The 14695-nt window shown below is 43.4% G+C and carries 9 protein-coding genes; 5 read left to right on the plus strand and 4 right to left on the minus strand.

The genetic code is table 11. From position 1 onward, the window contains the following. The first annotated feature begins 88 nt into the window (after positions 1-88). Both U3A58_RS17735 and U3A58_RS17740 read left to right on the plus strand, forming a co-directional pair. Positions 89-1510 carry a regulatory iron-sulfur-containing complex subunit RicT gene (locus U3A58_RS17735; RefSeq protein ID WP_323825734.1) on the plus strand — a complete coding sequence of 474 codons (1422 nt, stop codon included), beginning with the start codon at positions 89-91 and terminating at the stop codon, positions 1508-1510. After that, positions 1503-1958 (plus strand): gliding motility lipoprotein GldH, encoded by a 456-nt coding sequence (locus tag U3A58_RS17740; RefSeq protein ID WP_323825736.1) that lies wholly within the window; start codon positions 1503-1505, stop codon positions 1956-1958. The genes U3A58_RS17735 and U3A58_RS17740 overlap by 8 nt, the downstream gene beginning before the upstream one ends. Positions 1959-1968: 10 nt before the next feature. Here the strand turns inward: U3A58_RS17740 and U3A58_RS17745 are convergent, their stop codons facing one another. Then, a complete protein-coding gene (locus U3A58_RS17745; protein ID WP_323825738.1) occupies positions 1969-2421 on the minus strand; it encodes a GNAT family N-acetyltransferase in 453 nt (150 codons plus the stop codon). A gap of 192 nt (positions 2422-2613) precedes the next feature. Between U3A58_RS17745 and U3A58_RS17750 the strand changes: the two genes are divergently transcribed. Continuing rightward, positions 2614-3924, plus strand: a complete 1311-nt coding sequence (locus U3A58_RS17750; protein WP_323825739.1) for an alpha/beta hydrolase family protein — start codon at positions 2614-2616, stop codon at positions 3922-3924. Positions 3925-4153: 229 nt separating this feature from the next. On the opposite strand, the gene U3A58_RS17755 is transcribed toward U3A58_RS17750, so the two are convergent. Both U3A58_RS17755 and U3A58_RS17760 read right to left on the minus strand, forming a co-directional pair. Then, positions 4154-5005 (minus strand): sugar phosphate isomerase/epimerase family protein, encoded by an 852-nt coding sequence (locus U3A58_RS17755; RefSeq protein WP_323825740.1) that lies wholly within the window; start codon positions 5003-5005, stop codon positions 4154-4156. Positions 5006-5104: 99 nt separating this feature from the next. Beyond that, on the minus strand, positions 5105-6127 hold the full coding sequence (locus U3A58_RS17760) for a ThuA domain-containing protein (protein ID WP_323825741.1): 1023 nt from the start codon (positions 6125-6127) through the stop codon (positions 5105-5107). A 192-nt stretch (positions 6128-6319) separates the two neighbouring features. Between U3A58_RS17760 and U3A58_RS17765 the strand changes: the two genes are divergently transcribed. Continuing rightward, a complete protein-coding gene (locus tag U3A58_RS17765; RefSeq protein ID WP_323825742.1) occupies positions 6320-7741 on the plus strand; it encodes a Gfo/Idh/MocA family oxidoreductase in 1422 nt (473 codons plus the stop codon). Between the two features lie 272 nt (positions 7742-8013). On the opposite strand, the gene U3A58_RS17770 is transcribed toward U3A58_RS17765, so the two are convergent. Beyond that, positions 8014-9060: a PorP/SprF family type IX secretion system membrane protein gene (locus tag U3A58_RS17770; protein ID WP_323825743.1), complete on the minus strand. Its 1047-nt coding sequence runs from the start codon at positions 9058-9060 to the stop codon at positions 8014-8016. A gap of 82 nt (positions 9061-9142) precedes the next feature. Between U3A58_RS17770 and U3A58_RS17775 the strand changes: the two genes are divergently transcribed. Continuing rightward, the gene (locus U3A58_RS17775; protein WP_323825744.1) at positions 9143-14695 is read left to right on the plus strand and encodes a T9SS type B sorting domain-containing protein; all 5553 of its coding nucleotides are present in this window, start codon (positions 9143-9145) and stop codon (positions 14693-14695) included.

The following is a 14695-nucleotide window of genomic DNA, read 5'->3' on the forward strand; positions in this document are numbered from 1 at the left end:
GTCTGGATGTAGCACATGCTCAACCTCCTCGGGAGGAACCGGAGGCTGCCAAAGTAACGGCAGCTGCGGCACAAGTGATTGTAATAAAATGAATGTTTTCGATTGGCTATCTCACATGGGTATTCCCGAGGTAGATAAATTTGATATTGTCGAAGTCAAATTCAAAGGAGGAAGAAAAGAATACTATAGAAACGTAGATTTTCTCAGTTTAAATACCGGTGATCCGGTAGTCGTGGACGTCCCAAGTGGACACCACATTGGCCACGTATCACTTCAGGGCGAACTCGTTCGTCTTCAAATGCAGAAAAGGAAAATCAGGGATGACGATGAAATACTGAGAATATACCGTGTCGCCAATCAAAAAGACATGGAGAAATGGGGAGAGGCTCAAAACCGGGAAATCCCTACTCTCTATCGATGTCGCCAAATTGTAGAAGAACTGGGGCTCAAAATGAAAATGTCTGACATAGAATACCAGTCAGATAATTCCAAAGCCACTTTCTACTACTCGGCAGATGACCGTGTTGATTTCCGTGAACTGATCAAGGTACTCGCAGGAGAGTTTAGAATCCGTGTGGAAATGCGTCAGATCAGCTTAAGACAAGAAGCCGGAAGACTCGGAGGAATAGGCGTTTGCGGTAGGGAGCTTTGCTGTTCTACCTGGTTGGTTGACTTCAAAAATGTGAGTACCTCTGCAGCACGATATCAGAATCTTTCCCTGAATCCCGGGAAACTGAGTGGTCAATGCGGAAGGCTGAAATGCTGTCTCAATTACGAATTGGATACTTACATGGATGCGATCAAAGATATCCCAGCCATCGACCGTCCATTGCAGACAGAATCCGGCCCAGCTAAGCTTCAGAAGACGGATATTTTCCGTAAGCTCATGTGGTTCAGCTACAACAATGACAACGATTGGCACAGCATCACTTGCGAGCGGGTGAAAGAGATCCAGGCGATCAATGAAAGCGGCAAAAAGGTCTTTACGCTTCGGTACAATGAAGCTTCAGAAATGGAAGATTTGGCAGCTAAATCAACTCGGGAACTGGAGCTTTTGGATAAGAAATTTGCTAATTCAAGTCCAAAGCGCAAGAAAAAGCCACGACCACAGAATAAAAACGCTGGAGGTAATAGAAATCAACAAGCATCTCAAGCATCTAATAATTCTGATGTAAAGCCTAATCAAGCTGAACCTCAGCAGCAAAACGCTCCTCAAAGTCAGAGACCCGCGGGAGACCAGCCCAAAAAACGAAGAAATAACAAAAACAGAAATAAGCCTAGAAATCCCGAAGCAAATGCTGGTCAGGCATCGCCTCCACCTCAGCAGCCAAAAGCAGCAAGTGGCTCTCAAAAAAGGCAAAATGTGCAAAAGCCAAAAGGCAATGACGGGAATACAGGGAATACAGGGAATGCAAACACAGGAGATCCTAAGCCTAAACCACAAGGAAAGAAGAGATTCCCTCCAAGAAAAAACCAAGGGCCAAATCCAACTAAACCAGAGAATGAATAAGGTACAGCACTGCCTATTTATACTACTATTTCTTGTAATTGCTGCTTGTACAGACGGGCGGATTTACGAGGATTTTCGAAGCCTACCAAATCAAAATTGGGGCATCACAGATAGCCTTAATTTCGAGTTGGGGAAGGTGGAACTGATTAATTCCCCTAATCTGGTGGCAGTGAAGTTTAACGAGGAATATGCGTTTTCTAACTGCTACATGAGAGTGATCAGTAAAGATTCTTCAGGTGTGATTTTGGATAATAAGCTGGTAAATATCTTGCTATTCGATCCTAAATCTGGCGAACCGCTCGGTGAGGGATTTGGTAGTTCTTACACACGCTACGACACCCTTCCTTTCCTATTTGATAAGCAAACCAAAAGCGTAACGCTCTTGCAGTACATGCGTCAAGACCAGTTGCCTGGAATAGAAGCTGTAGGAATCAAGATCCTGAAATAATTACCAGTTACTATATCAAATCTTTCTGAAAACAAACACTATTCTCAATTCCTATGTATTGCGCATAATTTGGAATGATAGCGTAGCCTTTCTTCTTATATAAGACAACCGCCTCCACTTGCCTCTTGCCCGTTTCAAGTACGCAGCTTGTATAACCCAGTTCGGCAGCCCAGTCTTCCAATTCCGTCAAGACACGGGAAGCAAAGCCCTTCCCCCTGGCTTCTGGTAAGGTAAACATCCGCTTCACTTCCATAGCATCAGCATCAAATTCCTTGATTGCTCCGCATGCTAGTGGAATCCCATCTTCTAAGCAAACCACCACGTGGTTCAGCATAACTATAGTGTTGAATTGATTGTAATAATCATGGTCACGCCCATCTTTTTCTGCGAGATAGGCATCCAGCAGCTTTACTAAAGCTACAAAATCTGGATTGGAAGAGTCTGTGCGAGTCAATGTGATCATGGATTGAAGATAAATGAAAATGATTAGTTTTTTACATATCTCACTCACTCACTTACGTAGGTATCTCAACCGTAGCCACAACTCTATTTACTTTACCACTCATCTACTTTCGTAAAGAAATCTAGATTTGTAGAAAACTTGGGCCATACAGATTTCTTATCTTGAACCAGTAAACCTAAAATTCCACATGAAATGATCAAAAAGCGTTTTCTAGTCTCGCTTCTAACAGCTGTACTTTTTATAAGTACTTTTTCTATCAACTTCGGACAGTCCACAGCAACCTCCTTTGTGTATGGAGATTTATTGCCTGACGCCCCGGAATTAGCCGCACGAGGAGAATATGCTGTGGGTGTACAGACCATGGATTTAATTCATGAAAATCAGCTTGACATTCTTAATTACGGTAAAGGTGAAGATTCGCTTTACAATCGACCATTGAAAGTAGAAATCTGGTATCCAGCAGCAGCGGTTGCCGGATCAACTGAATTGATTTCCTACGATGAAGTAATGGGACAGAATGGTTCGCCTACCAGACCTATTACCCCCTTCACTTTTCTCGGTAGAGCCACAAGAAATGCAAATCCGGCCTTCAGTGATGATTCCTTTCCTTTAGTGATCGTTTCGCATGGATATACAGGTTCCAGATATTTGATGACTTATTTGACAGAGAATCTTGCTTCAAAAGGTTATGTTGTCGTGGCAATAGGTCATACCGAATCAACCTTTCGCGATGCAGCAGGCTTTCAGAGTACCCTTCTCAATCGGTCTCTTGATGATCTTTTTATCCTTAATGAAATTGCAAGATTGAGTCAGAAAGATGGATCCTTTTTAAAGGGTCTAGTGGACTCGGACAATACCGCATTGATCGGTTATTCAATGGGTGGCTATGGAGTAGTCAATGTGGCTGGGGCTGGATACAGTCCTCAGGCGGCACAACTTTTTGGAGGTATGACCGGCGGAAGTAAAGCCTTATTGAAACGAACTATGGGTAACCCTGAATTTGAGGCCTCCATAGATCCAAGGATCAAGGTGGTAGTAGCTTTTGCTCCTTGGGGTATGCAGCGAGGAGTTTGGAATGCCGAAGGGTTGGCGGGCATCAAAATCCCTTCACTATTTATTGCAGGAAGTAAAGATGATATCTCTGGCTATGAAGAGGGTATCAAAGCGATCTACGAAGGAGCAATTAACTCTGAGAGGTACCTACTTACCTACATAAATGCACGTCACAATACTGCCCCAAATCCTGCCCCAGCAGAATCTCTTGACTCAGCCAGACATATAGATGAATATTTGAGATATGCAGATTCTGTTTGGGATATGCGTAGAATCAACAATATTAATCAACATTTTGTCACAGCGTTTCTAGGTTTTTACCTCAAAGGAGAAGAAGACTATAAATCATATTTGGATGTCAAAGAAGATGCTGAAAAGAAAGAATGGCCAGGCTTTAAACCTCGAACTACCGTTGGTTTAGAAATGGATCATAAATCGGCAAATCAATAAAAGTGAAATTGGATTTTATGTTGATTCCGCTTTTATAAGGGCTCAGAATTGAATCATATGATATAGAAAATTTCAGCAACACAATCTTTGGCAAAGCGAAAAATAACCTGGTCTCATAAGGCCAAAATCAAACTTTTTAATATTCTGGATTTTTACACAAACAGAACAAGAACGCTCGCTATTCACGGAAACGCTCCACACCTTCGGTCTTCCATCTTCCCGCTTCTATCTACAACCCATACTTCTCCCCCATTCCTTTAATCAACTTATACCCTTTCTCCGCCATATCCCAAGGCTCGGAGAAATTTCTCCATACGCCGATGGAGTTGGCAAAAGCAGGATCATTTCTGGTAAATCCTTCGATAGTCAGCCAGCCATTGTATTGGATATCAGCCAGTGCCTTGAATGTCTCGTCAAAATTTACATGACCAGAGCCTGGAGTTCCGCGGTCATTCTCAGATATATGGAAATGGCCTAATTGAGGCGCAATAAACTTAATAGCATCTCCAAGGTTTTTCTCCTCGATATTCGCATGATGGGTATCAAACATCGCCTGGACATTTGGGTGATCGACTTTCTTCAGCAAATAGGAAAGTTGCTCCATGGTATTGCAGAGGTAGCATTCGAATCTATTCAATGCCTCAGGAGTCAACAATACGCCAGCTTGCTGGGCATAATCACCCATAGCGTGTAAGTATTCAGCTGACCAATTGTATTCCTCTTCTATAGGTTCTCGTGATGCAAATACTGTGAATCCAGAATGATACGGGCCACAAAGCACCTGAGCATTTAGATCATGCGCTCTATCGATTACCCATTTGAGTTGTTCGCTGGCCGCTGCTCGTACGTTAGCATCCTGCGAAATTGGGTTTTGATCAGCCCCCATCACCGTCACTGCCGTCACTTCCAATCCTATATCTGCACAATGCCTTCCTATCAATTTGAAGGATTCTTCAGGCGAACCGCCGATGAAAAACTCAGCGCCGTCATACCCAATCTTTTTCAAACGATCGAGAACAGGCAATAGCTCTTCCGACATCTCAGCCGACCAGGCCAGCACATTAAACCCTATTTTGTTCATGAATTATTCTCCTTCTTATTAACTCAACTTATTTAGCACTTCAATATTCAACATTTGATGTTCATCATTCATCATTGAAAATATCGGAAAATTAAATATTTACTTAAAATCACTTACCCTCATCCCCTTCCGAAAACTATCAAAGCCAAACATCGTAGGCTCATAATTCCCTACTATTTCTACAGAAAGCTCAGGCGTAATGACTTCTGGCATATCCAAAAGCCAAAAGGAAGCATTTACTATCAAACGACGCATATCTTCCACCTGGAAGTCAATCGAAGAACCCAGCGTGCTTCCCAAAACCTTACCTGTTTTCCCACCATCTAGCGAGTAATCTTTCGTCCAAGCGATAGGCATAATTGACTTATCCCACATTAGCGGTGCTTCTGGAGTCATTCCAGCGGTAGATTGTCCGTATAAAAGCACATTGGCAGCTGAGGTCAAATTCTTAATCGAGTAAACGTCCGTTGGCGCCCAGATATCATCCACACCTCTCAGAATCGGATGATCTGCATCACGATCAACTCCATCAATCAAAGCTCTTGTTCCTTCAGATTTGTGAATACCGTGGTGGGCGACCCAAGTTTCCCCTACGATCTGCTGGCCAAATCCACCTTCCCAGCCGGCGACTTTACTATTCCAAGTCCATTTGGCATAAGGAGAGTCTTTGTCTTTAATTGAAAAAGGATGTGTGGAAGTCCTAAGAGCTATGAACGGCTTACCCGATTTAAAATAATCTTCCAAATGCTTCATCTGATCTAAAGGAAGATCCCGAAAACGGATAAGCATAATGACCAAATCAGCATTCTTCAAATGATCTAATCCTGGGATATTGGTTTGGTAGCTAGGTACTATATTTCCTGTTTCCGGTTCGATTGGGAAAAGCACTGTCGTATTAAACCCATAATGGGTCGATAGGATTTTCGCCATCATGGGCATGGATTCCTCAGATCGGTACTCATCATCTCCCGAGATCAAGACTACATTCTTGCCTTTGCCTAGGCCATCTTTCCCTTCAAATTGTAAGAAGATTTTGCCATTTTGGGCTGAAACACAGGAAATTGAAAGGACTGCAATCAAAATTACTAAGAATGCAGACTTCAGGGGCGATGTACTATTCATGTTTTTTTTTAAGGGAATGATTTGGGAAAATACTAAAACTTTCAAGGGTTTTCGTCCCGTCTTCAAAATTCTCTTTCGGTATCGATTCCGTTGATTCTTTCTCCTTTCTACAGAAAAATAAAAAGACTAGCAGTAAAAATCCCTACTTTCTCATCCAAAATACAATTCGCATTACCCAAATACCCTTAACATATGAAAAAAGACAGAAGAAATTTTCTAAAAACCGGCTCACTAGCCGCATTTGGACTTAGTGGGATTTCTATAATCCCTTCTGCCGTGCTTGGCAAATCCATGGGGCATATTGCCCCGAGTGACAAAGTAAATCTCGCCTGCTGCGGAATAGGAAACAGAGGTGCTCAAATCATCAATGCACTGTATGATACCGGCCTTTGTAATATCGTGGCACTTTGCGATGTGGACATGGGGGCACCGCATACCAGCCAAATCATGAACAAGTTCCCGAATGCAAAACGGTTTCAGGACTTTAGACGAATGTTTGATGAGTTTGGAAATGGATTTGAAGCTATTACTGTAGGAACACCGGATTTTTCCCATTTCCCGATCACCATGCTAGCCATGTCTGAAGGCAAGCATGTCTATACAGAAAAGCCCATGGCCCGTACCTTCAATGAGGTGTCACTCATGATGGATAGTGCCAAACGGCATAATGTAGTCACCCAAATGGGAAATCAGGGACACTCTGAGGGAAACTATTTCCAATTTAAAGCATGGAAAGAAGCGGGAATCATCAAGGATGTGACCGCAGTGACAGCTCATATGAATAGCCCACGAAGATGGCATGGCTGGGATGTAAATATGCAAAGCTTCCCGAAAGCTGAAGCTATTCCTTCCACCCTGGACTGGGATACTTGGCTGATGGCTAGATCCGCTCATGATTACAACAAGGACTTCATCAACGGCCAGTGGCGATGCTGGTATGACTTTGGTATGGGCGCTTTAGGCGACTGGGGAGCACATACCATGGATACAGTTCACGAATTTCTGGATTTAGGTCTTCCATATGAGGTAGATCCAGTGATGCTGAGAGGTCACAATCCTTTCTTCTTCCCGATGTCATCAACACTTGCTTTCAAATTTCCAGAGCGAGAAGGGATGCCGGCTTTGACTATGACTTGGTATGATGGGGTGGATAATGTACCACCAGTACCTGAAGATTATGGAGTCTCCGAATTGAATTCTGAAATACCGGCCGCCAGCACGGGCCAGATTCAGCCTGCGAAATTAAATCCTGGCAAAATTATTTATGGCAAAGACCTTACGTTCAAGGGCGGCTCTCATGGCAGCACGCTTTCGATTATTGGGGAGGAAAAAGCTAAAGACATGGCAAGCAAACTTCCTGAAGTGCCTGAAAGCCCATCCAATCACTTTGCTAATTTCTTGAAAGCCTGCAAAGGCGAAGAACAAACTCGTTCCCGCTTTGAGATTGCTGGCCCGCTAAGCCAAGTGTTCTGCCTGGGAGTATTAGCACAGCAGTTGAATACTACCTTGAAATTTGATAGAGAAACACAACGAATCACTAATAACCCCCTTGCAAATCAACTACTTGGCGGTGAAGTCCCTAGAAAAGGTTGGGAAGAGTATTACGCTCTCTAAGGCTGATAGCAGTTTATAGTCTAAAGCTGAAATGAGAGATCGTTTCAGCTTTTTTATTGGTTATTATTTCTCGCAACTGCACTGGATAAAATATCTCCCGCTAAGGCGCGGAGGCGCAGCTTTTCTCCCGCCTTAATGACACGAAGACTTTTATTTTTTTTTCGAACCTCGCATGATTATTTATTCACAGATATGTCCTACTCTGAAAGACTCTACCCTGATTTATGTGACTTAAAATTGCGCCTCTGCGCCTTTGCGGGAGATAAGCTAATTTAGAACTTAGGGCAAGGAAGTAGCGTATCTCTTCTTCTTGGTTGGCCTTGATTGCTGTTTGGCAAAGTCCAAGACAAACTCAACTCATGAGCTCCTCCAGACTGAATACCCAATTGTGAAACTGTATAATCAAAGCTGTACCCGATATTTAACCCAGAAAGCAGGTTGAGGCCAACCATCATGACAATTGCATCACGGTTACTCTGCTCCTCCACTTTCTTATATGGAAGCCCTCTATACCAAACGCCAAAAACGATTGGCTCTACATAAAAATAAGCTCCAACATCAAGTTGCTCAAAAGGCCCCTGCTTTTTGTAATTAATAGTAGGTGTAAGGTAGCGTTGTTTCCTAATATGGGTAAAATCGCCACGCATAGCACCTTCACCCAAAGGAATCCTATAGCCGGCATGCGCAGAGAACTTCACTGGCAAGGGACTATCCCCATCAATAAAGGACTGATTCGGTTGGTTGACATGGTGAGCTGATCCGCCGATCCAAAAGTCCTCCGTAAAAAACAGTCCCCCAAAAGATAGGGAAAGCATATTAACAGGATCGCCTAAACCTGCGATATCCGAACCTGGGAATATTGGGCCAAAGGGATCATTAGGATTGATTTGATTGGCGAAAATCAGATTTTCATAAAAGCCAATCTGTCTCCGGATATAGCTTGCTTGAAACCCAGGGCGGAAATACGCATTATCTCCCAGCTTCAGCTCGTAAGAATAAATTGCAGAAATGGTGGTAGAGCGAAGTTTCGAAGCTCCCTCGGTGTCCTGCATAACCATTAGCCCTATGCCCGAGTTATACTCATTAAGGTAGGTATCATAGTAGGCAGAAAAAGTCGTGAATTGTGCATCAATACTTGGCCATTGATTTCGATAATTGAAGCCGACGCGACCCGTCAACTCAGATCCTGCAAAAGCTGGATTTAAGTAAAGAGGTGCCGCATAATATTGGCTATATTGCGGATCCTGTGCATAGGCATTGGTTCCTAGAAATAGTCCAACCACACCAAGAAAAACAACGTAAACCAGAGACCGTGACAAGTATTTGTTCGTTAATTTGAATATTCAGTAGGCTTCTTCAACGATACAGAACGTATGTTGTTTTAGAAGCAGTTCGAAAATTATGAAAAGCAGCCCTAATTCCATAAGGTTACCCTACATTTTTGCTATTGCCCTACTATTTACAACTTTTGTATTTAATTCTACTGTGTATTCGCAGGGGTTTAATAACAACGAGTGGATATTCGGCTATTGTGGGGGATCTACGGAAAACAATTATTTATCCTTCGGTAAAGGGGATACGCCTACCGTGCAGTCAATCCCGGGATCAATTGTCTTTACAAAAAACAATTCTGCACTAGCCATAGACCCTATCACTGGACAAACTTTATTTCTAACCAATGGGGAACTAGTTTATGATTTCAGTCAAAACCCAATACAGGGTGTCGGCTCTGGACTGAACGGAAATATAGACGGAGTCCAGCAAGTGGCCACCGGATTTCTCCAATACGATCCAAATGGGAATAAGCTCTTTTATATCTTCTACCTCTCTCTAGGCGGTGAGCTGCAGTATGCCGTGGTGGATATGAACGCGCCCGGACAAGCTACAGGAAATGAAAGACCATTGGGAGAAATCACCTCCAAGGACAACTCAATTGGTAATGGGTCCGGCGCACTTTTAGTCGTAAAAACACCTTCCTCACCTTCCTATTTGATCAGTTTCGAAAATGGAAATCTAATCTCCCGGAGCATAGGTGCAAGTGAGGGGAGTTTCTCGAATACAGACACTCAGGCAATTACCTCCACTCCAAAGCAAATTGTCTTCAATGAAGAAACCAATCAATTAATCATCATACCTGAGTCTGACTCAGATCCCATATTAGTACTTAATTTTAACACGAGCGGAGGGACATTCGGATCACCAACTCCTATCACCCAATCTTCTGGCACTGGGACATACGGCGGGGCAGAATTCTCACCAGACGGAAATTACATCTTCTATTCCGCAGGGGATTCCTTATTCAGAGTACCTACAGCTAACCTTTCTGCTTCGCCAGAAGTAATGCCCATAGATGGGCCTGGCACACCTCCTGTTGGGATTTTTGCGGTACATGACATCAAAGCAGGGCCAGATGGAAGCATCTATTATCTCTATGAGGAAGTGGACGGCGGTCCACAGATGATGGGAAAAGTAACCAATCCTAACGAAGAAGATCTTACATTAATCAATGTAGAAGAAGATCCATTTGCAGGAACCGACTTCTGTGGAACGGTCTTCCCCACCTTTGCCCCAAATGCTGACATAGAGCCTACGGTCGATTTCACTTGGGCTCCAGAAATGCCTTGTGCCAATAACCCAGTCCAACTTACTTCTGTTTTAACCCCTGAGAACTACAGACCCGTAAGTTTTCATTGGGCATTTGATCCTCCACTCCGAGATTCGACTGGGAATGAGTTACCCGCTGATTACACTCAGGAGCATTTTCTAATACCTGCTGACGCCGCACAAGAAACTAGTGTAAACATTACTTTAACAGTCACTTTTGCAGATGGGGTAAAAAAAGAAGTCAATCACACCGTCCCTTTGACCAAAAATGATTTACAGGCTTATTTCTCTCCTCAAGACACTACACTCTGTGAAACCTGCATAGATATTGGCCCATTGCTATCTGCTCAAAAAGGTGAAGAAGATGGAGGCGCCGGAGGTGGAGGCGGAGTAGGTAGTGGACAGGGTGGAGAAGATAATTACGAATATTTCTGGTCTAATTATCGAGACGAAGGCTGGACCGATAGAAAAGATAATCTGGTATGTAAACCAGGATTGTATTGGGCTTTAGTTCGTGAGCCTGGTTCCTCTTGTTATGCATATGCTGAGATTCGAGTTAAAATGTGGGACGTGGAAGACCAAACCAACAATATTTGGTACTTCGGAGATGGCGCTGGATTGGATTTCAACCCCGATCCTGACGACCCTGACGCACCTACTCCACGCCCGATAGCATCCCGACATCCACAAAATATCCCTGCTGGAACTACAACAATTTCTAGTCAAGACGGTCAAGTACTTTTCTATACTGACGGGCAATCTGTATGGGATCTTAACGGAGACTTGATGGAAAACGGCAATGATATAGGCGGTGAAAACTCAAGTAGCCAAGGGGTGATCGCTGTCCCAGTTCCGGGAGAAGAAACACTCTTTTACCTCTTCACCACACAAGTATCCGCAAACGGGGAAAATGTAGCTAAATACTCTCTGGTAGATATCAAATCTGAAAACCCAACCGGAGTAGGAAATGTAGTCACGAAAGACAATTTCCTCTTTAGTCCTTCCACGGAGCATTCCGCAGCTTTGGATGCAGGAGACACCACCTGGGTAATGTATCATGAGCTAGGAAATAATACTTTCCGAGCATATCCTATTTCAGCAAGTGGTATCGGTCAACCAATCCTCAGTTCTGGAGGAAGCAATCATGGTTTTAATTCGGGAGTAGGAGCTATGAAATTTAACTCTGATGGTGACAAAGTAGCAGTCACGATTACTGAAGGAGGATGTAATAAGCTGGAAATATTTGATTTTGACAGCGACACAGGAGAAATGACTGAGTACGCTCGCATTGACTTAGGCTGTGATGGTGATGTTTATGGAATGGAGTTTTCAGAAGATGGAGAGCGAGTACTGGTTTCTTATAGAAATGGTGGGCCGGGAATAGAAGAATTTATCATCACAGCCAATGATAACGATGATCCTGATGCAGCTATTTGCCCAACTTGCTTTGATGGAGCTAGCACCAGAGCAGAAATAGAAGCCTGTATCATCAGCACCAAAAATCAAATCAGTCAAACAGCTGGACTTAACCTTGGAGCATTACAAATCGGACCAAATGGTCAGATCTATGCAGCTGTAGTCGGGGACAATAGAATAGGGCAAATCAACGTAGGTTCTGGCTGTAATTCTCAAAGCACCTTTACACAAGATGGCGTAGAAGCCATGCCGGGAACATCCAATTTAGGACTACCTTCTTTCGTGCAAAACTCCGGAAGTTCGATACCAGAACCTATCCTCGCTGCTCCATTAAGACTTTGTTTGGATCCTGAACTTGGCGCTGGAGCTCTTCTCGAAGGCGGTGGAGAACCAGATATTGACAGCTATTTCTGGACCATCACCAATATGGATGATGGCACTATCATTCGAAGCGACTACGGTGGGCCTGGCGATGAATTCCAAAACTTGGATCAGATTTTCAACAACCCTGGTACGTACCTAGTAGAGCTGAGAGTAGATAGGTGCGGTGATCCTGAATATTTCCGCTCGAGTACTGAGATCTTGGTCGAAGCACCACCAGAATTGACTTTGGCAGATGATGCTACTCTGTGTGCTGGCAACCCTGTTACCTTGACAGCAATAGAAGGATATGACCCTGCTGAGGGTTTATATGATTTCCAATGGACAAATGCTGCCGGACAAGTTTTTGGAGATGAAAACTCAAACACGATTACAGTTGATGAAGAGAGCATTTATACAGTAAGTGTGAGTTACAGATTACCTAACGGACTTTCGGATGATGAAGCATTACTTTATGAAACTTGCCCTTCAACGGCAGAAATTTTTGTAGGCCCTGCATTCCAGTTTGACCTTACGCAGACAGCTACGGAAGTCTGTTACGAGGAGACTTCAGTGACCTTTGCCCCAAATACTCCCATCACAGGAGAATGGTTCTATGAGCTCAATGGCGATCCAACCCGTGTTGCATTAGGTGAGTTCTTCGAGCTAGAACTATACATCAACACATTACCCGGCCCGGGTAATTATGAGATTATTTTTGTGACTCAAGACCCGATATTGGTAGGATGTACTATTGAGAAAAAGTTGGATTTATTGGTAAATCCATTACCTCTTTTCACAGCTTTGCAAACAACTCCAGCTACCGATTGTAATACGCCGGATGGATCATTTGAAATCACGATGCAATCCGATGCTGAGACATTAACTGTGTTAGAGACAGGAGATACTTTCTCAAATGTACTCTCCGGGAATTCTGTTCAAGTAACTGGTTTACTTCCTGGAGTTTACACCATAGAAGCAGAAAATAGTACTGGCTGTACATTCACTGCGTCTGTCACTGTAGAGAATAGCAATCCTCCAGCTGGATTCGAATACACAGTCACTCCTACCGATGAAGTATGCATGCCATCTGGGGTTCAAAATGGCCTGCTAACGGTAACCTTCACCAACTCTCCGCAATCAGGTACCTATGTGGCGACCAGGCAAGGTGATGGACAAACGTTTCAGGGATCCTTTACGGCTACAAATCAGTTTGATATCGCTGTTCCTTATGGAGATTATGCAATAGAAATTCAGGATCCGAGTGGCTGCGCTATTCCAGATCCAACTATTTATCCCATTGCTCAAAAATTCGCAGTAGTATTTTCCGTTCCATCAGATTTGATGGCCTGTGAAAGCTTCACCTTCACTCCTACTTCTCCTGATGCATTAACTTATACAATAACCAACTCCACAGGAACTATCATTTCTCCTGATACAAATGGAGAGTTTACAATCACTCAATCTGACACATACACAGTCAGAGGAGAAGACCCAGCAGGTGTAAATTGCCCGAGGGAAGAGACTATTGTGGCAACTATCACCCAACCAATAGATTTTGAAATTTCTCCACCAATCGTGGATTGTCAGGTCGGTATTCAATACGAAGCCATTTTGAAGAATGTATCGCCGGCAGAGGTTGTTTTCCTTTGGAAAGACAATGGGGGAGTGATCGTGGGAAGAAGACAAACGTTTGTCCCAAGTAGATCGGGAGATTATACTCTTGAAGTTCAGCCTATTGCAGGAGGATTATGCCCGATTGACAAAAAACCTTTTACAGCTGAAGTTATTTCCCAAAGAGTAGAGGTGAGTCTAGATATAGTGCCATTCTGTACCGAGCAAACGAGTACTACCATTACTGTAGTAGCAGATATGACGAATGTAGCAGCTATAGAATGGTATTCTGTAGTCAACGGAACTCGAACTAGAATTCCAGCTTTTGATGGATTGCCTATCATCGAAGTGTCTCAAGAAGGAACCTATGAAGCATTGCTGAGAAGTAGCCTAGGATGTGAGCTTGGGCGTGCCAATGGTATCGTAGCCAAATCTACCATCCTACCTCCAGTAGTACCTGTAGGATTTACTATCTGCGCAATAGAAGGAGTCACACAATCCATTGACCCCGGTACATATGACAACTATTCTTGGAAGTTAAATGGGTTGGAGGTATCCCAGGATGCTGTATTTACCCCAACTGAGGGAGGGATATATGAACTCACCGTTTCGGACAATCTGGGTTGTGCCTATGTGGCCACCGTAGATATAATAGAAGACTGTTCGCTGAAAATAGTCTTCCCGAATGCTGTGATTTTGAATGATACAAATAGAAATTTCATACTCTATGCAAATGAATATATCGACGATGTGGAAGTATATATTTACAATCGCTGGGGTGAATTGATTTTCTACTGTATGCATGAAAATATGGAGCCAAGACAACCTTTCTGTCCTTGGGATGGTAAGGTACGAGGAGAATTTGTGCCAAATGGAACATATGCCGTGGTCGTGAAGTTTACCAGTGAAGATCAAAACAAAACAGAAAAATTAACCAAAGCCATTACAGTAATTCAATAG

The organism is Algoriphagus persicinus, assembly GCF_035156415.1.
GTDB classification, from domain to species: domain Bacteria; phylum Bacteroidota; class Bacteroidia; order Cytophagales; family Cyclobacteriaceae; genus Algoriphagus; species Algoriphagus persicinus.